22 protein-coding genes are annotated in these 21181 nt (G+C 68.2%); 8 read left to right on the top strand and 14 right to left on the bottom strand.

Going from position 1 to position 21181, the window contains the following annotated elements:
* Window positions 1–32: 32 nt before the first annotated feature.
* Together gcvH and fen are read right to left on the bottom strand one after the other, a co-directional pair.
* Entirely contained in the window at window positions 33–416 is a 384-nt protein-coding gene (gene gcvH, locus C471_RS01935) for a glycine cleavage system protein GcvH (protein ID WP_004046238.1), read from the bottom strand.
* A 199-nt stretch (window positions 417–615) separates the two neighbouring features.
* Entirely contained in the window at window positions 616–1593 is a 978-nt protein-coding gene (gene fen, locus C471_RS01930) for a flap endonuclease-1 (protein WP_004046236.1), read from the bottom strand.
* Between the two features lie 139 nt (window positions 1594–1732).
* On the opposite strand from fen, the gene fer reads away from it, so the two are divergent.
* Window positions 1733–2389, top strand: a complete 657-nt coding sequence (gene fer, locus C471_RS01925) for a ferredoxin Fer (RefSeq protein WP_004046234.1) — start codon at window positions 1733–1735, stop codon at window positions 2387–2389.
* A 143-nt stretch (window positions 2390–2532) separates the two neighbouring features.
* Complete coding sequence (locus C471_RS01920) at window positions 2533–3267, top strand: DoxX family protein (protein ID WP_004046231.1); 735 nt, start codon at window positions 2533–2535, stop codon at window positions 3265–3267.
* 28 nt (window positions 3268–3295) lie between these two features.
* Here C471_RS01920 and C471_RS01915 read toward each other — a convergent pair whose 3' ends face one another.
* Both C471_RS01915 and C471_RS01910 read right to left on the bottom strand, forming a co-directional pair.
* Entirely contained in the window at window positions 3296–5530 is a 2235-nt protein-coding gene (locus C471_RS01915; protein WP_004046228.1) for an OB-fold nucleic acid binding domain-containing protein, read from the bottom strand.
* Between the two features lie 153 nt (window positions 5531–5683).
* Window positions 5684–6298, bottom strand: a complete 615-nt coding sequence (locus C471_RS01910; RefSeq protein ID WP_004046226.1) for a YIP1 family protein — start codon at window positions 6296–6298, stop codon at window positions 5684–5686.
* 149 nt (window positions 6299–6447) lie between these two features.
* Between C471_RS01910 and C471_RS01905 the strand changes: the two genes are divergently transcribed.
* Window positions 6448–6903 (top strand): type IV pilin, encoded by a 456-nt coding sequence (locus C471_RS01905; protein ID WP_004046224.1) that lies wholly within the window; start codon window positions 6448–6450, stop codon window positions 6901–6903.
* 14 nt (window positions 6904–6917) lie between these two features.
* Here C471_RS01905 and C471_RS01900 read toward each other — a convergent pair whose 3' ends face one another.
* Window positions 6918–8042, bottom strand: a complete 1125-nt coding sequence (locus tag C471_RS01900; RefSeq protein ID WP_004046222.1) for a Gfo/Idh/MocA family protein — start codon at window positions 8040–8042, stop codon at window positions 6918–6920.
* A 112-nt stretch (window positions 8043–8154) separates the two neighbouring features.
* On the opposite strand from C471_RS01900, the gene C471_RS01895 reads away from it, so the two are divergent.
* Window positions 8155–8898, top strand: coding sequence for a potassium channel family protein (locus tag C471_RS01895; RefSeq protein WP_004046220.1), 744 nt, complete (start codon window positions 8155–8157; stop codon window positions 8896–8898).
* A 6-nt stretch (window positions 8899–8904) separates the two neighbouring features.
* On the opposite strand, the gene C471_RS01890 is transcribed toward C471_RS01895, so the two are convergent.
* Window positions 8905–9873, bottom strand: coding sequence for a sugar phosphate isomerase/epimerase family protein (locus tag C471_RS01890; protein WP_004046218.1), 969 nt, complete (start codon window positions 9871–9873; stop codon window positions 8905–8907).
* Between the two features lie 190 nt (window positions 9874–10063).
* On the opposite strand from C471_RS01890, the gene C471_RS01885 reads away from it, so the two are divergent.
* A complete protein-coding gene (locus C471_RS01885) occupies window positions 10064–10942 on the top strand; it encodes a PspA/IM30 family protein (protein WP_004046216.1) in 879 nt (292 codons plus the stop codon).
* Between the two features lie 40 nt (window positions 10943–10982).
* Here C471_RS01885 and C471_RS01880 read toward each other — a convergent pair whose 3' ends face one another.
* The 4 genes from C471_RS01880 to C471_RS01865 all read right to left on the bottom strand — a co-directional run bounded on the left by C471_RS01880 (window position 10983) and on the right by C471_RS01865 (window position 15032).
* Complete coding sequence (locus tag C471_RS01880; protein ID WP_004046213.1) at window positions 10983–12029, bottom strand: dipeptide epimerase; 1047 nt, start codon at window positions 12027–12029, stop codon at window positions 10983–10985.
* Window positions 12026–13117, bottom strand: a complete 1092-nt coding sequence (locus tag C471_RS01875) for a DUF1611 domain-containing protein (protein WP_004046211.1) — start codon at window positions 13115–13117, stop codon at window positions 12026–12028. Before C471_RS01875 ends, C471_RS01880 begins: the two co-directional genes overlap by 4 nt.
* Window positions 13118–13225: 108 nt before the next feature.
* Window positions 13226–14149: a bifunctional methylenetetrahydrofolate dehydrogenase/methenyltetrahydrofolate cyclohydrolase gene (locus tag C471_RS01870; RefSeq protein WP_004046209.1), complete on the bottom strand. Its 924-nt coding sequence runs from the start codon at window positions 14147–14149 to the stop codon at window positions 13226–13228.
* Window positions 14150–14255: 106 nt separating this feature from the next.
* A complete protein-coding gene (locus tag C471_RS01865) occupies window positions 14256–15032 on the bottom strand; it encodes an aldo/keto reductase (RefSeq protein ID WP_004046206.1) in 777 nt (258 codons plus the stop codon).
* Between the two features lie 174 nt (window positions 15033–15206).
* Here C471_RS01865 and C471_RS01860 point away from each other — a divergent pair, with 174 nt between their 5' ends.
* Window positions 15207–15791: a hypothetical protein gene (locus C471_RS01860; protein ID WP_004046204.1), complete on the top strand. Its 585-nt coding sequence runs from the start codon at window positions 15207–15209 to the stop codon at window positions 15789–15791.
* Between the two features lie 5 nt (window positions 15792–15796).
* Here C471_RS01860 and C471_RS01855 read toward each other — a convergent pair whose 3' ends face one another.
* On the bottom strand, window positions 15797–16579 hold the full coding sequence (locus C471_RS01855) for a hypothetical protein (RefSeq protein ID WP_004046202.1): 783 nt from the start codon (window positions 16577–16579) through the stop codon (window positions 15797–15799).
* Between the two features lie 172 nt (window positions 16580–16751).
* Window positions 16752–17714 carry a hypothetical protein gene (locus tag C471_RS16780; RefSeq protein ID WP_152421794.1) on the bottom strand — a complete coding sequence of 321 codons (963 nt, stop codon included), beginning with the start codon at window positions 17712–17714 and terminating at the stop codon, window positions 16752–16754.
* A 287-nt stretch (window positions 17715–18001) separates the two neighbouring features.
* Here C471_RS16780 and C471_RS01850 point away from each other — a divergent pair, with 287 nt between their 5' ends.
* Window positions 18002–18826, top strand: a complete 825-nt coding sequence (locus C471_RS01850; RefSeq protein ID WP_004046200.1) for a hypothetical protein — start codon at window positions 18002–18004, stop codon at window positions 18824–18826.
* 49 nt (window positions 18827–18875) lie between these two features.
* On the opposite strand, the gene C471_RS01845 is transcribed toward C471_RS01850, so the two are convergent.
* Together C471_RS01845 and C471_RS17555 are read right to left on the bottom strand one after the other, a co-directional pair.
* Entirely contained in the window at window positions 18876–19559 is a 684-nt protein-coding gene (locus C471_RS01845; protein ID WP_004046198.1) for an HAD family hydrolase, read from the bottom strand.
* Between the two features lie 118 nt (window positions 19560–19677).
* Entirely contained in the window at window positions 19678–19818 is a 141-nt protein-coding gene (locus C471_RS17555; protein ID WP_169332420.1) for a hypothetical protein, read from the bottom strand.
* A gap of 124 nt (window positions 19819–19942) precedes the next feature.
* Here C471_RS17555 and C471_RS01840 point away from each other — a divergent pair, with 124 nt between their 5' ends.
* Entirely contained in the window at window positions 19943–21082 is a 1140-nt protein-coding gene (locus C471_RS01840) for a CBS domain-containing protein (RefSeq protein WP_049908920.1), read from the top strand.
* The last annotated feature ends 99 nt before the right edge of the window (window positions 21083–21181 follow it).

The following is a 21181-nucleotide window of genomic DNA, read 5'->3' as shown; positions in this document are numbered from 1 at the left end:
CCGCTGGTGGATCGCGCTTCGAGATCCGGCCGCTACGCGATCTGGTCGTCGTACTCGTCGGCGTCGAGTAGCCCGTCGGCGTCGCCGCCCTCGACGCGATCGACTTCGAGCATCCACCCGTCACCGTACGGGTCCTCGTTGACGAGCTCCGGGCGGTCGAACAGCTCCTCGTTGACGGCGACGACCTCGCCGGACACCGGTGCGTACAGGTCCGAGACGGCTTTGATCGACTCGACGACGCCGAACGTCTCGCCGCCGGCGATTTCGTCGCCGACTTCGGGCAGCTCGACGAACACCACGTCGCCGAGCTCGTCCTGCGCGAAGTCGGAGACGCCGATCCGAACGGCGTCGCTGCCGGTCGTCGCCCACTCGTGCGATTCCAGGTACCGTCTGTCGTCGGGTACTTCGAAACTCATTGGTCAGGGGTCGTCGCGGTCCGCCTCCGGGATCGACGCGCGAGCGCGCCGTCGGCGTCTGCTCCGCATCGTTGGCCGGTTACTTCCGGAATCCCGTGTTGGAACGCGGTCCGCGACACGTGTACGTCACCCTTCTGACGACGAGGAAATAAAAGGTGTGTTCGCGGCGGACTTCCGTCCGCGACGGGACTCCGGCGGCTCACGTCCACCGGTCGAGCCCGGTCTGGACCTGCGACTCCGCGATGCGCTCGAACCCGCGCTCGACCTCGTCGGCGGCGACGCCCCACTCCTCGACGACGTACTCGCGGGCGGCGTCGACGTCGGGGTTCACCGTCGCGTCCACCTCCACGTCGGTCGCCGGCGGGTCCATGAACAGCTCGCGGATCGCCTCGGCGTTCGGGATTTCGGCGCCGCGCGCGTCCAGGACGCCCCACAGGTCGCCGTGCTCGCGGACCGCCTTCACCGCCGTCTTCGGTCCGATCCCGCGGACGCCCTCGTTGAAGTCGGTGCCGCAGAGCATCGCGGCGTCGACGAGTCCCTGCCGGTCGAAGCCGAGGCCGTCGAGCGTCGCCGCCAGGTCCATCAGCTCGGGATCGCCCCTGCTCGTGAGCTGGCGGAGGGTCGTCGGCGCGCCGAACAGCAGCGTGTCGTAGTCTTCGCTGCCGGCGTGGTCGACCGTCCCCGTCGCCGCCATGTGCGCGCACTGCGCTTCGCCCTCCGCCGGCGCCTCGACGATCGGCACGTCGAGTAAGCGGAGCAGTTCCCGGGTCGTCTCCTGAATCGTGTCGGTGAGCCGTTGCGTCCGGGCCTCCAGCCGCGCCGCCTCGACCGCGTCGCCGCGCTCCTCGGCGGCCGCCCGGCGCTCTTCCGCCGCCTCACGTTTCTCACGCCGGTCGGCGACCTCGTCGGCCTTCAGCTCGGTCACCGCCCCGTCGAACACCATCACGGGAGTCAGGCCGTGCTCGAAGAACTTCGGAAGTCCCTGCGCGACGCCGATCAGGTTGGCGACCTCGACGCCGTCGGCGGTGGTGTACGCTTCGTCGCTCGTCCACTTCACCGTCGTCGTGAGGTACCGGTACAGCCAGTTGTGCGCGTCGACGGCGACGACGCTCCCCTCGATCTCCGCGAAGGCCACGTCGCGGATCGCCGCGAGGTCGCGCAGGTCCGCGTTTCCCATCACCGATCCGTGGTCGTGGCGGCTCTTAAAGGATCGATTCGGGATCGGTCCGCGGGCTGGGCGGTCAGCGACCGGACGCACCCCCGCCTGCCGGCTTGTGGAGCGTTTATGTGCGTGAGCCGACTAGCTCCGGTACCGAATGGTCTCGCCGTTCGATGTGCTTGATGTCGACGAGGACGCCGACGAGGCGGCCATCGAGCGGGCCTACCGCGACCGCGTGAAGGAGGCCCACCCGGACCAGGGAGGGACCGTCGAGGAGTTCCAGCTCGTCAGGCGCGCCTACCGCGAACTCGACGATCGAGACCGGAACGGCGAGGCCGACGACGGCACCGACCCCGCCGACATCGACCTCAGCGACGACGAGGGCGAGGCCGACGCGGTGCAGCCGGTCCGCGTCGAGTTCCTCGACTATGCAGCGATCGACGACTACGGCTGGTCGCTCGACGACGACGACCTGTTCCGGAAGGCGTCGCACGCCGACCTCGACGAGTCGGCTCACGGCCGGTTACTGGTTCACCCCGACGAGAGCCTGCTGGAGGCGGCCGAGAACCGCGGATTCGCGTGGCCGTTCTCCTGTCGCGGCGGCGCGTGCGCGAACTGCGCCGTCTACCTCGTGGAGGGGGAACTGTCGCAGCCGACCGACCACATCATGCCCGAGGAGCTGGCGGAGCGCGGGTTCCGGCTCTCCTGTAACGGCTACCCCCTGAGCGACGATCTGAAAATCGTCTTCAACGTCAAACAGCTCGCCGAACTCGACGACCTCATCCTCCCGCCGGGGCCGTTCACCCGGCGGTGACGAGCCGGCGAGGCGCGTGGCACCCCCGACGACGACGGCAACCCTGGAAGTCGGTCGCGTGGCCTCAGAGACGGCGATATCCTCATCTCGAAGCGCCCATATGAGAGATAATTATATATACGATCATTTGTTTTCTGTCATACATGAGTTCGAGTGAGGTGAAACTCCGGAGCGCGATCGGCGGAGTCTCGGTCGAAGGACAGCTCCACACGCTGAGCGTGTGGTTCATTCTGGCGCTGCGGCTGATGATCGGGCTCGCGTTCTTCCAGAGCGGTCTCGACAAGGTCCTCNAGCTCCACACGCTGAGCGTGTGGTTCATTCTGGCGCTGCGGCTGATGATCGGGCTCGCGTTCTTCCAGAGCGGTCTCGACAAGGTCCTCAGCGGGGAGTTCAGCGCCGCAGGATACCTGCAGAACGCGCCCGCGGCGAACGGGAGCCCGGCGGCCGGGCTGTTCGCCGCGATGGGCGAGAACGCGCTGTTCGTCGACTTCGTGAACGTCGCGGTGCCGTGGGGNGCGAACGGGAGCCCGGCGGCCGGGCTGTTCGCCGCGATGGGCGAGAACGCGCTGTTCGTCGACTTCGTGAACGTCGCGGTGCCGTGGGGCGAGGTCTTCATCGGGCTCGGCGTGATCGTCGGCCTGCTCACGCGGCTCGCCGCCTTCTGGGGCGCATTCATGATGCTCCTCTTTTACCTCGGCAACTGGGACATCTCGCACGGCTACATCAACGGCGACTTCGCGTACATGCTCGTGTTCCTCTCGGTCGCCGCCTTCGGCGCCGGTCGGATCCTCGGGCTGGACTCGATCGTCGAGCAGTACGAGGTCGGCGGGCAGCCTCTCGTCGAGCGGTACCCGTGGACCCGATACCTCCTCGGGTGAGTCGTCTCAGAAAAGCGTCAGTCGGTCCTCAGAACGCCTCGGCGAGGGCCGCGACGACGGCGTCCTCGACGGCGTCGCGCTCGCCGGAGAGGAACTCGATCTTCCCCTCGCGGAGGCCGGCGGTGGCGACATCGGCGTTGGGCGCCAGTTCGGCCGCGCGCTCGGCCACGTCGCGGACGGACACGTCCGCGGTCGTCCGGACGTACAGTTCGTCGGTGCCGATCCCGACCGTCGCGTACGCCTCGCCGTTCGCGTTCCGGCGGTGGAGGTCGTCAAGCAGCAGCGGCGTCGGCGGGAAGTCGTATCGGTGGGTGTAGCCGTCGGTGTCGAGCACGGCGAACTCGACGCCGTCGACCGCCTCGGTGACGACGTTCTCGGTCGCGGTCTTGACTTCCGTCTCCAGCTTCTCGCGGAACTGCTCGGAGACGTGGGCCGCGAGGTTGCCGCCGTCCTCGAAGAGGAGGTCGGCGACGAGTTCGCGCTTGTCCTGATACGACTGGTAGTACGCCTCCAGGGCGATCGCCTCGCGGAGCTCCGCGACGCGCTCGGCGTCGTAGCCCGCGTCGCGGGCGAGTTCGACGTAGCGGTCGGGGGTCTCGGCCCAGTAGCTCACCGCCGGCAGGTGTCGGAGGTCGTCGCGGACCTCGTCGTTGACCGCGGAGGCCAGCGACGCGACGAGCGCGCCCGTGGAGAGGTCGGCGTCGACGCCGTCGATTTCGGGGGAGACGAGGGTGTCGACCGACTCTCGCGTCTCGGGGTCCGCGACCTCGGCGTCGACGACGACCGCGTCGACGCCGTAGACGGACAGGAGGTCGATCCCGTCGGCGGACTCGACCGTGGAGCCGGTGCCGACCAGCAGGAACAGGGGGAGCTGCTCGTCGTGGCGGTCGCGGTCCTGCAGCATGCGGGTCGCGTCGTTCGTCGCCGCGTCCATCCCGTAGACGGGGTCGTCGAGCGGGCGGCGGGTGAAGTAGTGGTACTCGGCGTCGCTCTTCGCGTGCTCGTCGCGGATCAGCGGGAGCACGGCGCGCTCGACCGCGGCGCCGGCGACGTAGCCGTCGGCGGTGGCCGGGTGGCGCACGACGATCGGACGCGATTCGAGGACCGCGCGGCGGATCGCCTCCGCGGCGTCGAGGAGCCCGTCGGCGAGCTCCGCGACCGCCTCGTCGCCCGCGAGCGGCTGGAGACCCTCCGGGCGGGCCTCGGCGGTGAGCGCCTCGGCGAGCCGGCGGCGGACGGCCTCGGCCTCCTCGCCCGCTAAGAGAACGAGCGCCTCGGACTCGACCTGCACGTCGCCGCGGTGGCTCTCGACCTCGCCGTCGATCCGCACCGCGTCGCCGACCTCGACGTCCGGGTACGCGCGGACGCCCGGCTCGACGAACGCGGCCACGTCGACGACGCCCGTCTCGTCGCGGACCTCGAAGACGGTCGGGCCGCCGGTCTGTCGGACGCTGACGACCTCGCCGTCGATCCGCACCGCGTCGCCGATGGCGTCCGCGAGGGTCCCGATCCCGACGCGCTCGCGCTCGTCGTCGAGGTCGTCGGCGGCGGTCTCGTCGTCGTCACCCTCGTCGGCGGCGGTCTCGTCGGCGTCACCCTCGTCGGCGGCGGTCTCGTCGGCGGCGGTCTCGTCGGCGGCGCTTTCCGCGGGCTCCGCGTCGTCGACTTCGCTAGTGTCGGCTTCGTCGGCCTCGACGGCCTCGTCCGGCTCCGCATCGGTTTCCGGCTCCTGCTCCGCATCGGTTTCCGGCTCCTGCTCCGCATCGGCTTCCGGCTCCTGCTCCGCCTCGGTTTCCGGCTCCGGTTCCGAATCGGTTTCCGGCTCCGGTTCCGAATCGGTTTCCGGCTCCGCGTCCGTTTCCGGTTCCTCCTCGTCCTCCTCCGGGAGGTACTCGGTGTCGCCGTCCTGCACGAGCACGCCGCGGAACTCGCGGTCGGCCTGCCGGATCGACCACGCGAGGTCGATGTTCCCGTTGTCGCGAACGCCCTTCACCTGCACGAACACCTCGTCTCCCGGCTCCCAGTCGAGGCTGTCGAGCCGTCGATCGAGCTCCGACCGGTGGAGGAGTCCGGTCACGCCGGGCGCGAGGTCGACGAACACGCCGAACTCGGCGTAGCCGTCGACGACGCCGCGGTAGAAGCGGTCCGATACGAGCTGATCCGGGGAGTCGCCTCGGAAGTCGAACACGACGTCCTCTTGGTGCGGATCGCAGATGCGACCGCCACCGTCGACGTCGACGCCACAAATGATACAGGATCCCATTTGAGTACACCGAGAGTCTCGGGCTTAAAACGGTTGTCGAAAGCCTCGCGGGAGCGAACGGCCGAATACGGCCTCGCGGCGGGCGCCGGAAGGGCTCCCGCCCAGCGGCGCGTCCGGTGACCGGCCGAGCCGTCACCGTCACCCCCCGGAGCGTCAGCCGATCAGAGACCGGACCGCGGCGACGACGCGGTACCCGACGCCGTACCCGAGAAGAGCGGGGGGGAGCCCGGCGATGAGCGTCCGAATCGGCGTCGTCCGGTGGACGGTGCGGAACCCGATCAGCAGTAGCACCGTCGCGTAGGTACCGCAGACGACCCGGAGCAGCGGTATCGGCGGGCCGGCCAGCGCCATCGGCGAGCTGGCGTACGCGACCACCTGCACCGTCTCGCTCACGCCGCCTCGGTCACGGAGCGCGACCCCGTCGTCGTACTCGACGCTGGCGAGGATCGCCGACAGCGTCGCGACTGCCGCGGTCAGGTGGAGCCCCACCGGGGCGGCCAACACGACCACGACGAGGAACAGAATCGCCGCGGAGACGGGCACGGACGCGACGATTCCGGGGACGACACCCGGGTCCGAGACGATCCAACCGAGCGCGTAGGCGCCGGCGACGGCGACCGCGAACGTCAGCGCCGGCGCCTGATCGCCGGGCGCCACGCCGTTCGCGAAGAGGCGGCGCGGTCGGACCAGCGCCTCGATCCACGCCCGAGCCAGCGCGCGCGGTCCGCGAGCCCGCCCGCCCTCCGGATCCTCGATCCACGATGTCACGGGCGCGCTTCGGGCGGGTAGAATAACGGGGTTCCGGTTCGGGCCGGCACCGCGGTATCGGACAAACGGCCTCCGAGCGCCCGCGCCGTTATCTCGTCTGATAGTCGGCGCGCAAACTCTTATACCGTTCCTGTCGGAGAGACACGCGAATGAGCGCGTTCCGGAACGACGAACGGGGGTTCACCCCGATAGCCGGCTCGGGGATGCTCGTCGGCATCGTCGTGGTGCTCTTGGCGCTCGTCGGCGCCGCTGTCTTCGGAATGATCGACGGCGTCGCACCGCCGGACGCGGAGTTCCAGGTCGAGAAGGAGGGGTCTGACCTCGTGGTCGTCGCTGTCGGCCCCGAGCCCGTCCCCGCCGAGGAGCTGTACGTCCGCGGCGAGGACCCCGACGAGGAGGTCCAGTTCGGCGCGTGGCCGGGTGACGGGGTCGTACGGCCGGGCGATCGGGTGACCGTGCCCAACGCGACCGGCAACGAGGATTTCGAAGTCGTCTGGGAACCCGTCGCCTTCGACACGCACGAGACGCTCGGCGCCTACACGGGCGAGGACTCGGCGATCGAGGGCAGTTCCAGCCGGGACCCGCTCGGCGCGACCGGCGTTTGAAGCCGCTCGCGGAGCTACTCCACCGACACCCACTCGCCGCGCTCGTCGGCGCGGGTGACTGCGTCGAGGAGCTTCTGTACCTCGTACCCCTGTTCGAACGACGGCTCGAACTCGCCGCCCTCGGCGACCGCCGAGAGGAACTCGTAGTTCTCGTGGACGAAGGTGTGCTCCCAGCCGATGACGTGGCCCGGCGGCCACCAGTGGTCGATGTACGGGTCGCTCTCGTCGGTGACGAGCACGGTCTGATACCCGCGGTCGCCCTCGCGGAGCACCTCCAGCTCGTTGAACCGCTCTAAGGAGAACTTCAGGCTCCCCTTCGATCCGTGGACCGCAATCGTGTGGTCGTTCTTGTGACCCTCCGCGAACCGGGACGCCTCGAAGTTCCCTATCGCCCCCGACTCGTAGGCGACCTGCGCGGTGTATGCGTCGTCGACGGTCACGTCGCGGTACTCCTCGACGCCGCCTTCCTCGTCGTAGACGGGGCGCTCGTCGACGAACGTCTGTAGGTGGCCGGAGACGCGGTCGATCTCTCCGACCGCGTCGCCGACGAGGAACTCCGCGAGGTCGATCGAGTGTGCACCGAGATCGCCGAGTGCGCCGGAGCCCGCCATGTCGGCGTCCAGCCGCCACGCCCACGGAGCCTCGGGATCGGCGAGCCAGTCTTGGAGGTATCGGCCGCGTACCTGTCGGATCTCCCCGAGTTCACCGTCCTCGATCAGCCCCTTCGCGTACCGGACCGCGGGGACGAACCGGTAGTTGAACGCGGTGGCCGTCGGCACGTCGGCGTCGGCCGCGGCGTCGCGCATCGCCGCCGCCTCGTCGAGGGTCGGTGCGAGCGGCTTCTCACAGAGGACCGGAACGCCGGCGTCGAGGGCCGCGATCGACGGCTCAGGGTGGATGTGGTTCGGGCCGAGGTTGTAGAACACGTCCACGTCGTCGATCGCGTCCTCCCAGTCGGTCGCGGTGTGCGAGAACCCGAACCGCTCCGCGGCGTCCGCGAGCGCCTCCTCGTCGCGTCCGACGAGCGTGTGCCGTTCGACGTCGGGCGCGTCCGGGAAGAACATCGGCAGCCGCGCGAGCGCGTTCGAGTGAGCTCTGCCCATGAATCGATACCCCAACACGCCAATGTTGAGCGTCATGTCTCGCCATTCTGTCGGCACCGTTTTATCTGTTCTCACGTCTCTCGAAACAAATATGATCATTGTTCACACGCAGCGTGATATTCATGTGTCGCCGCGCGAATTCACAGCCGTGTCAGTCACCGGACGCACGCTCGGAGGGCCGCTGGTTCGACGGGCGATCAGGCCGATCATCGCCTTCCTGCTGGTCGTCGGCGGCGGGATCGCGGGGTTCGTCTCGCTCGCGGGCGTCGGTCCGATCGAGGCGGCGTTCTGGCTGATCGACCCGGCGAGTATCAGCGTCCATTACCAGGCCCGCGCCGGCGACGGCCGGCGCGTGAAGGCGTTCGCTACGGTCGTCTTCGGGACGCTGGTCGTCGCGGGAGTCTGGATCGGTGAGACGGTTCTGACGACGGCGTTCGGCGGACAGATGCGTGAGGGAATAGAACACATGCAGACCAAACGAGCCATCGACGAACTCGACGACCACGTGATCATCTGCGGCTACGGCCTGTTCGGTCGGACCGTCGCTAAGCAGATCGGCGAACGGGAGCGACCGGTCGTCGCCATCGAGCGCGACGGGGACACCTTCGGCCGCATCGACACGGAATCGGTGTTCGCCGTCGAGGGCGACGCGAGGGACGAGACGGTGCTCCGCGAGGCGGCGATCCGCGACGCCGACGCCGTGGTTGCCGCCATCGACGACTCTAACGCCAACATTCAGATCGCCATCACGGCGAGCGGTATCGCTCCGGACGTACGACTCGTCGTCCGCGTCGGCGACGAGGACTACACGTCGGTCGCGCGGCGGGCCGGCGCCGACGAGGTCGTCATCCCGGAGGTGTTGAGCGGCGAGGACGTGAGCGACTCGCTGTGAGGGCCCCTACGCCCAGTAGGCGTCGCCCGGCTCCGTGTCGAACACTGCGCGGCCGAGCACGTCGACCGCCTTCTCTAACCCCTCCCGCGAGGAGGTCAGCGAGTCCTCGTGTTCGATCGACAGCGCGCCCTCGTAGCCGACCATCCGGAGCGTCGAGACGACGTCCTTCCAGTGGCTCTCGTCGTGACCGTAGCCGATCGAGCGGAACAGCCACGAGCGGTCGGCCTCCGCGGTGTACGGCTCGGTGTCGAGGACGCCCTTCACGCGAGCGTTCGCGTCGTACACCTTCGTGTCCTTCGCGTGGAAGTGATGAATCGCGTCGTGCTCACCGAGGAAGCGGATCGCTTCGGTCACGTCGATCCCCTGCCAGTAGAGGTGCGAGGGATCGAAGTTGGCGCCGATCCGCTCGTTCGTCGCCTCCCGCAGCGCGAGCATCCCGGTCGGCTCGTACACGAGCATGTTCGGGTGCATCTCGATGGCAACGTCGATGTCGTGGTGGTCGGCGTGCTCCGCCAGATCCCGCCAGTACGGGACCGCGACCTCGTCCCACTGGTAGTCGAGCGCCTCGGCGTGTTCGGTCGGCCATGGTGCCGTGATCCAGTTCGGGGTCGAGTCGCCCGGCGCGCCGCCGGGGAGCCCGGAGAAGCAGGTGACCGTGCCGGCGCCGAGCTGGTCGGCCAGCTCGATCGCCTCGCGGAGCTCCCGGTCGGCTTCCGCGGCGCGCTCCTCGTCGGGGTGTATGGGGTTGTTATGCGTCGCGAGCGCGGAGAGCCGAAGGTCGTGCTCGTCGAGCAGGTCTCGGAGCTCAGCCTGCGCCGCGTCGTCGTCGAGGATCGCCTCGCGGTCGACGTGATCCTCGCCGGGCCACCCGCCGACGGCGAGTTCGACGGCGTCAACCCCGATACCGTCGAGATACGCGATCGCGTCCTCGATCGATTCTCCGCCCAAGGGGACAGTTAGCACACCGATGTCCATGCGTGGGGATAGTACAACCCACCGAATAAATCTTCAGAAAGCGGCGGCCGATCCGGCGGGCGTCGGACGTGAGGAGCCGCGAGGCGCCGCGGAGAGTCCCCGGGCGGTCATCAGCTTCTCGGCCCGTTTCACCCCCCGAACGGGCCGTGAACCACATGAGGTTTTAACGGGTGGAGCGCGTACGACGGGTATGGGAATCCTCTCGCGCGCCTCCTACGTCATTCGCTCGAAGGTGAACGCCCTCCTCAACCGGGCGGAGGATCCGACGGAGTCGCTCGACTACTCGTACGAACAGATGCGCGACGAGCTCCAGGACGTCAAGCAGGGGATCGCCGACCTGACGACCCAGAAGAAGCGCCTGGAGATTCAGAAGCGCAAGCTGGAGGAGAACGTCGAGAAGCACAACCGGCAGGCCCGCGAGGCGGTTCAGCAGGACCGCGACGACCTCGCGCGGAAGGCCCTCGAAAAGAAGAAGTCGAAGATGACCCAGATCGAGGAGCTGGAGGGTCAGATCGCGGAGCTGAACAACACGCAGGAGCAGCTCGTCGAGAAGAAGAACAAGCTCCAGAACCGCATCGAGGAGTTCCGCACGAAGAAGGAGACGATGAAGGCCCGCTACGAGGCCGCGGAGGCGTCCTCGCGCGTCTCGGAGGCCATGACGGGCGTCGGAGACGAGATGGAGGACGTGAGCCGCTCCATCGAGCGCGCCGAGGAGCGCACCGAGGAGATGGAGGCGCGCGCGGAGGCGATGGACGAGCTGGAGGACTCCGGCGCGTTCGAGGACGCGCTCTCCGACAAGGACAGCATCGACCGCGAGCTGGAGAGCCTCTCGACGAACAGCGAAGTCGACGCCGAGCTGGAGACGCTGAAAGGCGAACTCGGGAAGGGCGAGCCGGCGAGCGACGACGGCGAGGCGAGCACCGACGAGGAGATCGACGACGAGCTCGCGGACATCGAGTCGGAGATCGACTCGGACGACCTCGAGGCCGAACTTGACGGCGACGCCACCGAGGAGGTCGACGTGGAGTTAGAGGAGTCCGAGGTCGACGCCGACGAGCAGCGGAACTGACGGCGGCTCGCGACGCGCGATCGGTCCCCGCCTCCGGTACTTATTCTGATCGCGGCCGCGCCCCGGTCCCCGCGCGGTCCCGGTCCCCGAGCCGTATCTCGCCGCCCGACAGGTCCACGCCGTCGTACGGGTCCTCGGCGAGCAGCAGCGAACCGTCGAGGTCGGCGTAGTCGAGCAGCGGCGCGAGCTGCGCGGCCGCGGCGATCGACGCGTTCGACTCGATCATACAGCCGCACATCACCTCCAGTCCGTGAGCGCGCGCGGCGGCGATCAGCCGCCTCGCCTCCAGCAGACCGCCGGTCTTCATCAGCTTCAGGTTCGCGATGTCGCAGCGGTCGGCGATCGCGGGAACGTCGGAGAGCGTCACGCACGACTCGTCGGCGGCGATGGGAAGCGCGGACCGCTCGTGGACGAACCGGAGCCCCTCGGGGTCCTCGGCGGGCACCGGCTGCTCGACGAACTCCACGTCGCGGTCGGCGAGCCACTCGCTCTTGTCGACCGCCTCGCGGGGGCTCCACGCCTCGTTGGCGTCGACCCGGAGTCGGGCGTCGGGCGCGGCCTCGCGGACCGCGTCGACCAGCTCGCGGTCCCGGTCGGTGCCGAGCTTGATCTTGAGGACCGGGTAGCCGGCCTCGACGGCGGCCTCGGCCTTCTCCCGGACGCGCTCCGTCTCGTCGAGCCCGATCGTGTAGGAGGTCGCGGGCGCGGCAGAGGGGTCGAGCCCCCAGAGGCGGTGGAGGGGGACGCCGAGGCGCTTCGCGGCGAGGTCGTGAACCGCGATCGAGACGGCGGCGCGGGCGGCGGGGTTGTCGTTGACGACGGACGCCAGTTCGGCCTCGATCTCGTGGAGCGCGTGGGGGTCGCCGACGCGCTCGACGGCGTCGAGGAGATCCGGGAGCACGGCCTCCACCGTGTCGGCGGTCTCGCCGTAGTGGGCGGAGGGGGCCGCGCCGCCGACGCCGGTCATCCCGGCCTCGTCCGTAATCTCTACGACCACGTTCTCGGCCGCCGTCTGGGTGCCCCGAGCGATCGTGAACGGGTTCTCCAGGGGGAGCGACACCCGCTCGAAGGTCGCGTCGAGGCTCATTCGCCGGCGGGCCCTCTGTCGGTCGCCGGGGTCTCCCCGCCCAGTCCCGCGTCGACGATCCCGTCGACGATCCGGTCGGCGCCGTCCCGGACCGGGTCGGCGGCCGGAGTGCCGATCTCGTCGCCGAACTCGGCGACCGCGTCCGCGGCGGCCGCGTCGTCGTCGACGTCCTTCGTGTTGAGCGCGCCGGCGACGACGCTCGCCTCGTTGACGGGCGTCGCGAGCCCCTCGTAGAGGTCGACGTACTCGGAGAGCGGCGGGAGGTCGAACGACTCGTAGCCGTGGATCGCCTCGCGGCCGGCGGCGTGACAGAGGACGAGCCCGTCGGCCATCGAGCCGTGAAGGATGCCGCAGGTGACCGCCGAGTAGGCGGGGTGAACGATGCTCCCCTGCCCCTCGACGACGAGGAGGTCGTGGTCGTCGCCGACCTCGACGAGCATGTCCTCGACCGCGCCCGCCGTGAAGTCCGAGACGACGCGGTCGATCGGGTTCCCCCAGCCGGCGATCATGATTCCGGTCTGGCCGGTCGGGACGAACGCGGCGTCGATCCCGCGCTCGCGGGCGGCCGCGACGATCTCCAGCGAGGCCGTCATCTTCCCGACCGAGCAGTCGGTGCCGACCGTACACACCACGTCGGCGTCCACGTCGCCGGAGCCCCCCGTGGCGACCGTGAGGTCGTCGTCGGGCTCGCGCACGTCGACGAGGTCGACGCCGTGCTCGTCGGCCATCGCGGCGAACTCGGCGTCCTCGTTCAGGAAGTAGTGGAGCCCGCTCACCACGTCGCAGCCGGCCTCGATCGCGTCCTCCACGTCCGACCGCCACGACTCGTCGAAGCCGCCGCCGATCGGCGCGATCCCGATGTAGAGGGCGTCCACGTCGCCGTCGGCGGCCGCGTACGCGTCGTCGAACGACTCGACGATCGGCGCGTCAGAGATGTCCGGCACGTGGTCGTTGACGCGGTCGCCGGCGCGGTCGCGGTCGAGCACGGCGCGCACGTCCTGGTCGCCGTAGCGCATCACGCCGAGGGCAGTCTTCGCGCGGTCGGGGAACTTCTCGTGGGCGAGGATGACGATCCGGTCGTCGCTCATAGTGGGTCGCTCGCTCCGGGCGGGCTTAAAAGAGTCGAGCCGCGGTCGGGATCGGCGGATCGGGGTTCGAACCGGGAGTCGGGACGCCCCGGAGACGCCGGGCCCGACTCAGTCGAGGTCGATCGCCGCGTCCGACTGCAGCCCGGCCGCCTTCACCGTGTTGTAGAGGAGCATCGCGCGCGTCATCGGACCGACACCGCCGGGGACCGGGGTGATCGCGTCCGCAACCGCCTTCGCCGACTCGTACTCCACGTCGCCGACGAGTTCGTACCCCTTCTCGGTGTCCGCGTCGACGCGGTTGACACCCACGTCGATCACGGTCGCGCCCTCTTTGAGCGTCGAGCCGTCGATGAACTCCGGGACGCCGACGGCGGCGATCACGATGTCGGCGGTCGACAGCTTCCCTTCGAGGTCCTCCGTCCGGGAGTGGCAGACGGTCGTGGTCGCGTTGCCGACCGGTCCCTTCTGAATCAGCAGGTTCGCCATCGGCTTCCCGACGATGTCCGACCGGCCGACGACGACCGCGTCGGCCCCTTCGGTCTCCACGTCGTACGCCGCGAGGAGCTTCTGGACGCCGTGGGGCGTGCAGGGTTTGAACCGGGCGTCGCCGGCGACGAGCCGCCCGACGTTCTCCGGGTGGAAGCCGTCCACGTCCTTCTCGGGGGCGATCCGCCGGAGCACGCGCCGCTTGTCGACGTGGTCGGGGACCGGGAGTTGGACGAGGATGCCGTGCACGTCCTCGCGCTCGTTGAGGTCGTCGATGGTCCCGTACAGCTCCTCGGCCGGGGCGTCGGCGTCGATCTCGACGTGGACGCTCTCGATGCCGACCTCCTCGCAGTCGCGCTGTTTCATCGAGACGTACGTCTCGCTCGCGGGGTCGTCGCTCATCAGCACGGTGGCGAGCCCCGGCGTCACGCCACTTTCCTCGAGCGTCTCGACGTGGGCGGCCACGTCGTCGCGCACGTCGGCGGCGACCGCCTCGCCGTCGATTATCTCCGTCCCGTCGGCGTCCCCACCGCTGGTCTCGGTCATACCGAATTCGAGGGCGAGGCGATATAAAAACGACGCGGGATCGTGTCTATCTCTCCGACGTAACAACGCCGAATATCCAGGAACGTGGATCGGACCCGCCCGCCGTTCACTCCGGGAACAGTTCCTCCTCGCGTTCGACGGCGTCGATGGCGGCGATCTCCTCGTCGGTCAGTTCGATGTCGGCGGCCGCCAGGTTCGCCCGGAGGTGCCGCTCGCTCGACGCTTTCGGGATCGCCACCACCGGCTCCTTCGCGGTCGCCCACGCGATCGCGACCGCCTCGGGCGTCGCGTCGTGCGCCTCCGCGACATCGACCACGGCGTCGACCTCGCTCACTCGCCCGCCCGCCAGCGGGGAGTAGGCGACCACGGCGTACCCGTGCTCGCGGGCGTGCTCCAGGAGTTCCGGTCGATAGAACAGGGGATGCAGCTCCGTCTGGTGGGCCGCGAGCGGCGCGTCGAGAACGTCGAGCGCGCGGTCGAGGTCGTCGATCTCGAAGTTCGAGACGCCGACTTCGCGTACGACCCCCTCGTCGACGAGTCGATCGAGCGCCGGGAGGGTCTCCGCCGGGTCGTACGCCCCGCGCGGGCGGTGGACGTAGAGGAGGTCGAGCGTCGCCACGCCGAGCAGGTCGGCGCTCTCGCGGGCGGTCGGGGCCACGTCGTCCGCGCCGAGGTCGTCGATCCACAGCTTCGTGGCGACCGTGACCGCCTCGCGATCGACATCGCTCGCGTCGAGTCCGTCGGCGAGCCCGTCGCCGACGACCGCCTCGTTGCCGTAGATCCGGGCGGTGTCGAGGTGCCGGTAGCCGAGCGAGAGCGCGGTCGAGACCGGCTCCGGGTCGTCGATCCCCATCGTTCCGAGGCCGATAGACGGAAGGTCCATACCAAGCTTTCGGGCCGACCGACGCAAAAACCGACCGGCTCGCCGAGCGACCGTCCGCCGGCTCTCGTCGCCGGTGGCCCCATTTTAACACGAACGCCAGCGAAGCGAGGGTGTACCCTCCATGTCGCCGCCAGCCGCGCCGCGTTCGAGAGCCCGGTCCCCGCCGACGAACCGATGACGCGTTCGACGAGTGGCCACGACGCGTGGGCGTTCGAGACGGTTCGGGGATCGGTCCGCGTCGCTCCCGCCGAGCTCCGGATCCGCCGCGGCGTCGTCAGAACCGTCTCCGAGGCGGGAAGGGCCCTCGCCGCCGGACGCCTCCCGTCGGCCCTCCGTGACATCGGCTGGACCGGGGTCGTCGCCGTCACGGCGATCGCCCCCACGGTGATCGAGTGGATCCTCGAAGGCGGAGCCGCGCAGACGACCCTCGGCGCACTCGGCTTCCTCATCGCGGTCGGCGGCGTCGCCGTGTCCGTCGCCCGCGAGCGAACGGCGACCATCTCCCACCGCGACATCGACCACGTCGCCTTCGACGACGGCGAGCTCGTGATCGCCCACCGGAGCGAGGAGGAAGACGGCGAGCGCGAGACCGATACCGTTCGTCCTCGCGACGACGCGGCGCGCGCCGACGCCGCGGTCGCGCTCAGGCTCCGGGGCGTCGAACTCCGCGGCGTCGAGGACGACGAGGCGGTCTCCCGAACGGTCGTCGACGCCCCGAAGACGACGCTCCTCGCCGAGTCCGACTCGAACGAGTGGTGACCGGTCTACCGCGAGAGCGAGACCGTTCGGTCGAGGACCTCGTACCCCTGCGCCGCGAGCACGTCGGCGTAATACCGGCCGGCGACGAGCCCCTGCGGGAGACGGCGAAGATCGAACCGCCGCGTCGGACGCAGTTCGACGTCAACGATGGTTCCAGACTCGTCGGAAGGCGCCTCAGAACCCGCCTCGGCGTCGCGGACCGTGACCCCGTACGCGCCCCACGGCCGACCGTCGGCCGTCGCGTCGATGTCGACGACCGCGACGGCGTCGGGCGGGACCGCCCCGTCGGCACCCGTCCCGTCGGCGGGCGAGTCGCTCGGCCTCGTCACGTCGACATCGAGGCCCAGCGACACGGAGCGCAGTCCGAGGAGGTACGAGAACTCGTAGGTCGCGTCCGAGCCGGATTCGGGATCGCTCCCGTCTCCGCCTCCGTCCTCGTTCCCGTCGCCGACTCGGACGACCTCGTCGGCGACCGCCCACTGGAACGCGAGCACGGGCGGAGTCGCCGACGCGAACTCGTCGACCACCGCCTCCGGAGCGGCCTCGGAGCGGAGCCGGACCGTGCCTCGCCGCCGGAACACCGGCACGCGGAGCGCGACGACGAGGGCGACGGCGACCCCCAGCGCCGGAAGCGGCGAGAACGCGGCGAACGCCGCGAGAAACGCTCCGGCGGCCGCGAGCGCCGTGAGCCAACTGACGGCGCGCTCGGCGCGGTGATACCGCCGGGCGACCGACTGCACGCTCGGTGACTCTCGATCGGTGCTCCGGCTCGCGGAGGGCGAGGGCATGGCCCGATCCTCGACGACCGATCGGATGTGGATTTCGGTCGTCGCGGCTCTGTTGGAATATTATTCTTCAGACATATAATTACCTGAAATAGCCAGTCGCTGCAGAGTGCGAACCTCCCGATCAAAAATATGTGCCCACTAAGGATTTCAACAGAGCCGTAAGCTGAGTTACCTACTCTTTTGTCTCCCTATACAATTGAACAGTTACTGCTAACGGGAGATAAAATAAAAGATGCTCCCGCCCTAGTGTTCCTGCAGACGGACGCCTTGAATTCATCTTGTCGGGTGCAGTAGATCCCGCCATCAGGTAACTCCATCCTGCATTGATCCGAAAATAATCTTTGACGAGGGGTTCTGTGTAGGCATCACAAAGACTACTATAAATAGAGACTCCACGGTGGCGGGCTTGATCACAGTCTGGTTCTGGGAAAAACTCGCGTGCAAAAAAGGAGTACACGTGTGGAGACTCAAATATGCCGTCTATGAAGGTATCAATCGAAGTCGAGTGTGTGTCTGGGTCGAATATTGTGTTTTCATTGATATACTCTACAATTGGTTCAATTGCTTCTAATTCTGGACCGGTCTCCTCGGATCGTTCATATTCCGAAAAATAATCAATACAACACTCTGGGTAACCGTGAAGGGCTCCCTGATACCGTTCAAACTCAGCACGGTCCCCAGTCACGACTGCGTCAATGTTCCGATTGAGGATGTCGATCGGCGCTGGTGCATCATCCTCACGGAAAAGATAGATACGTGCGCCGTACTTGAGTTCTTTAGGTGTTTGTAACCACTCCGGAATCACAAAACACGTGCCGGGAAAGTGCTGTTTGAGGTATTTCACCTCTGGAAGCTGTTGAAGCAGTTCCCGATATTGCGTTGACGCTGATTTGAGATTTTTGTGTGTAAGTGAATCAAAGTCAATCTGGATTTGGTTGTAGAACTGGCGTGATTGGGATGCAATGTTCTGGCGCTCTGTCAGTGACAACGTAGTCTCAACCGCATTTGTTGCTAATTCTTGTCCTCGAAAGTACTCTTCATCTACCAGAATACTTGCACCGCGTCGTTCTTTTTCAATCACTGCTCGTACATCCAGTGCTGCGAAGGTGGGGAGGGCTGCGATGTCCTCTGTCACTGATGATGACACGGGGATGTCACTATCCCAATTCCTAATCAATATTTAAAAAATTTGTTCTTTTTAACTCACATAGGGTTTTAACAGGTATTGAGAATATCAACGAGCTGGTCGATACGTGTATTTCCTGTATTGACCGCAGCCGGGGCAGAATGTGTCACCTGTTGAGGATGTCAACAGAGCCGTCGTCGCGGATATCGGCCGACACCCCGTATCTGTCCCGTTCGGCCTGCGCCGCGGCCGGAGCGCCGAAAGAACTACGCGCCGAGCGCGAGAGGTTGCCGCCGATGCAGCCGCCCTCCACGCGGACGCTCCTCGCCGGCCTCGGCGGCGGGGTCGCTCACCTGGCCGCCGTCGAGGCGCTGTTCCGTCAGCTGGGTCACGTCCCCGAGACGCTGTGGCCGCTCGCCTCCGTCGCGGAGGCCCTCTCACTGTTCGTCGCGGGGTTCCTCGTCGCCGCCGCGACCGCCCACACCGGGCTGGCGTCGCCCCCGTCGGGACTCGCCGCGCTGCTGGGGTGGGCGACGTACCGCGACCTGGCGACGCCGGATCCGACGTGGTCGGAGCTCGGTGGACGGCTCGTCGTCGACGGCGAGGTGTTCCTCACGAGCTACGCCGGGGCGTGGCACGTCTGGCTCGGCCTGATCGCCGCCACCGCCGCCGTCGAGTTCGGTCTGCGTCGGGAGTTCGGCATCGCCGACGGCCGGCTCCGAAACCTCCCGTCGGCGGCTGAACTCCGACGCGACGGCCGGGGCGTCAGCGCCGCTGCGATCGCCCCCGCCGACACCCTCGCCGCCGCGGTCGGGGGCGCCTTCGGGATCGCCGTCGTCGCTCGGACGGCCGGTGTCGGCGTCACCCCGGCCGCCGCCCTCCCGGTGCTGGTCGTGACGACGGGCGCGGCGGGCGGGGTCCCGGTCGCGGGCGCGCTCCGCGGGCTCGTCGCGCCCGCGGTGGGGTTCGGGGCGCTCGTCGTGCCGCCGCTCCTCCGGACGACTCTCACTGGGGGCGAGGGAGGGCCGGTCTTCCTGCTCCTTCTGGGGCCGCTCGCGGGCGCACTCGCCCTCGTCGGGGTGGTCGAGAGCGCGATCCGGCGACGGCTTCGGGGCCGGTGAGGCGAGCGGCCCGCGGACCGCAACGTCCATCGGCCAGTCGAGCCGTCGTTCATATCTCTCCGTCGGCGTCGACCGGGGCGCGTCCGCAGATGCTCACGAGGTCGTGGAGGTCGCCGATCTCATAGGTGGGCTGACAGGAGAGCTCGGCCGACTGCCGGTGCGGCCGCCGGACGAACGCGGAGTCGATCCCGGCGTTGTCGGCGGCATGGATGTCTGACTCGTTGTCGCCGACGAAGATCGCGGTCTCGGCGCCGAGGTCCTCGAGGGCGCGCTCGATGTAGTACGGGGACGGCTTCTTCCGTGAGAGGCTGGCGATGGAGGGCTCGCGGCCGTACGCGACCTCGAACCGCCCGGAGAGCCCGAAGTGGTCGAGGACCGCGTCGACGGTCGCCTGCTGGTTCGAGGAGACGACCCCGAGCGAGGCGTCGAGGTGGCGGAGCGCGTCGACGTCGTCGTAGGGTGTCTTCCGGCCGCTCCGCGCCGCGTCGACCTGCGCCGCCGCGGCGGTCTCGTCGCGGACCCGCCAGAACTCGACCGGGTCGAGCCCGTAGCGCTCGCAGATGTCCGTCAGGGTGGCCGGGTCGACGCCGACTGCGATGTCGTCGACGTGGGCGAGGTCCGGATCCTCGACGCCGGAGCTCACGAAGGCGTCCCAGGCGGCTTCCCGAAGGGTGTCGAACGGAGTCCGGCCGACGAGGACTCCGTCCTTATCGAGGACCACGGCGTCGTACACGGCTTCCCCTCCGTCGGTAATCGGCAAAAGCCTTTCACCGGCCCGGTGGGGGATGGACCCCACGGCTCGGTCCACCGGAGCCGCGTCCCGACCCCTCAGAGGCGACGGTCCGCGGAGCTCACTCACCGAGCAACCTGAGTGCGAGACCGACGAGCAGGAGGATCGTTCCGACGAACAGCCCGATGAACGGAATCGGAACCGGTAACGGGATCACGATGAGCAGGAGTCCGATCGCGATCAGCGCCGTTGACAGTCGCATGGTCGCTTCTCGGCGCCTGAACGGAAAGGTATTGAGACTCGCGCGCCTGGGGACGAGTGATCTCAGAGACAGGTACGCCTCCCGCACTTTCAATACCCGGCGCGTCCAACCCTCAGATTGGACCATGAATATTGTTGATATCGCGGTGCCGGAGTACGTCGAGGTCGACGTCAGTGAGCGACTCGCCAAGGTCCGGTCCATCTTCGAGCGCGAGAACCCGAAGGGGATCGTTGTTACCGAAGACGGTGAGTACGCGGGCGTAGTCGGTGAAAAGCAGCTCATGCGCTCCCGGATGGAAGACGATACGAAGGTGTCGGCCGTGATGAAGTCGGCCCCGTCCGTCGACCGCCACGAGGACCTCCGAGAGACCGCCCGGCTGCTCGTCGAGGGCGACGTGAAGATCGCACCGGTGTACGAGGGCGAGAAGCTCTACGGGATCGTGACCGTCGACCAGATCCTGGAGGCCGTCCTCGACAGTCTCGACGCGATCACCGTCGGCCAGATCGCGAGCGAGGACGTGATCGGGATCAGCGAGAAGGACAGCGTCGGAAGCGCGATCAACCGCCTCCGAGAGAACGGGATCTCCCGGCTCCCCGCGCTCGACGAGGACGGCCAGCTCGTCGGCGTCGTCACCACCAACGACATCGTCGAGTTCGTCGTCCGCGACCAGGAGCGACAGGGGAGCGGCGACCGCGCCGGCGACATCGACCGGATGCTCGACATCCCCGTCTACGACATCATGTCGAGCCCCGTCGTCACGGCAACCGCGGAGGAGACCGCAGAAACCGTCGTTCAGCGCATGTTCGACAACAACGTCTCCGGGCTGGTCGTCACCCCGGAGGGCGCCGACACCGTCGCCGGGATCGTGACGAAAACCGACGTGTTGCGCGCGCTCACGTTCACCGAGCAGGACTCGATGGACGTGCAGATCACCAACGTCGAACTGCTGGACACGACCTCCCGCGAGCACATCGTCGAGTCCATCGAACAGGTCGCGAACAAGTACGCGGACATGCACGTCATCCACGCGCACGTCCGGCTCCACGCGCACAAGGAGAAGCTCCGCGGCACGCCCCTGATCCAGTGTCAGATCCGCCTCCGAACCAACGAGGGGCAGGTCGGCGGCTCCGGCGAGGGGTACGGCGCCGAGCACGCGTTCCACGTCGCGCTCGACAAACTGGAGCGTAACGTCCTAGAGATCAAAGGCGTCAACGCCGACGAGGAGTACCGCGGCCAGCTCCTCCGCAAGCTCGGCCAGCTGTAAGGCGATAGAGGCCCGACGCGACGGGTCTTCGATCGCAGCCTTCGACTGCCTCCGGCGCTCCGCCGTGACGGTTCTCGTTTCCGTCTCCGTTTTCGCCTT

The organism is Halorubrum saccharovorum DSM 1137 (genome assembly GCF_000337915.1).
Lineage (GTDB): Archaea > Halobacteriota > Halobacteria > Halobacteriales > Haloferacaceae > Halorubrum > Halorubrum saccharovorum.
Note: the sequence above shows the minus strand (reverse complement) of the source record. Positions and strands in the feature narration are given on the sequence as shown.

Coding starts and splice junctions, on each gene's coding strand:
- C471_RS01855 (WP_004046202.1), bottom strand. CDS start 16,579: ATGCCCTCGCCCTCCGCGAGCCGGAGCACCGATCGAGAGTCACCGAGC.
- C471_RS01840 (WP_049908920.1), top strand. CDS start 19,943: ATGAATATTGTTGATATCGCGGTGCCGGAGTACGTCGAGGTCGACGTC.
- C471_RS01870 (WP_004046209.1), bottom strand. CDS start 14,149: ATGACCGAGACCAGCGGTGGGGACGCCGACGGGACGGAGATAATCGAC.
- C471_RS01875 (WP_004046211.1), bottom strand. CDS start 13,117: ATGAGCGACGACCGGATCGTCATCCTCGCCCACGAGAAGTTCCCCGAC.
- fer (WP_004046234.1), top strand. CDS start 1,733: ATGGTCTCGCCGTTCGATGTGCTTGATGTCGACGAGGACGCCGACGAG.
- C471_RS01850 (WP_004046200.1), top strand. CDS start 18,002: ATGCAGCCGCCCTCCACGCGGACGCTCCTCGCCGGCCTCGGCGGCGGG.
- fen (WP_004046236.1), bottom strand. CDS start 1,593: ATGGGAAACGCGGACCTGCGCGACCTCGCGGCGATCCGCGACGTGGCC.
- gcvH (WP_004046238.1), bottom strand. CDS start 416: ATGAGTTTCGAAGTACCCGACGACAGACGGTACCTGGAATCGCACGAG.
- C471_RS17555 (WP_169332420.1), bottom strand. CDS start 19,818: ATGCGACTGTCAACGGCGCTGATCGCGATCGGACTCCTGCTCATCGTG.
- C471_RS01880 (WP_004046213.1), bottom strand. CDS start 12,029: ATGAGCCTCGACGCGACCTTCGAGCGGGTGTCGCTCCCCCTGGAGAAC.
- C471_RS01865 (WP_004046206.1), bottom strand. CDS start 15,032: ATGGACCTTCCGTCTATCGGCCTCGGAACGATGGGGATCGACGACCCG.
- C471_RS01860 (WP_004046204.1), top strand. CDS start 15,207: ATGACGCGTTCGACGAGTGGCCACGACGCGTGGGCGTTCGAGACGGTT.
- C471_RS01900 (WP_004046222.1), bottom strand. CDS start 8,042: ATGACGCTCAACATTGGCGTGTTGGGGTATCGATTCATGGGCAGAGCT.
- C471_RS01915 (WP_004046228.1), bottom strand. CDS start 5,530: ATGGGATCCTGTATCATTTGTGGCGTCGACGTCGACGGTGGCGGTCGC.
- C471_RS01905 (WP_004046224.1), top strand. CDS start 6,448: ATGAGCGCGTTCCGGAACGACGAACGGGGGTTCACCCCGATAGCCGGC.
- C471_RS01885 (WP_004046216.1), top strand. CDS start 10,064: ATGGGAATCCTCTCGCGCGCCTCCTACGTCATTCGCTCGAAGGTGAAC.
- C471_RS01890 (WP_004046218.1), bottom strand. CDS start 9,873: ATGGACATCGGTGTGCTAACTGTCCCCTTGGGCGGAGAATCGATCGAG.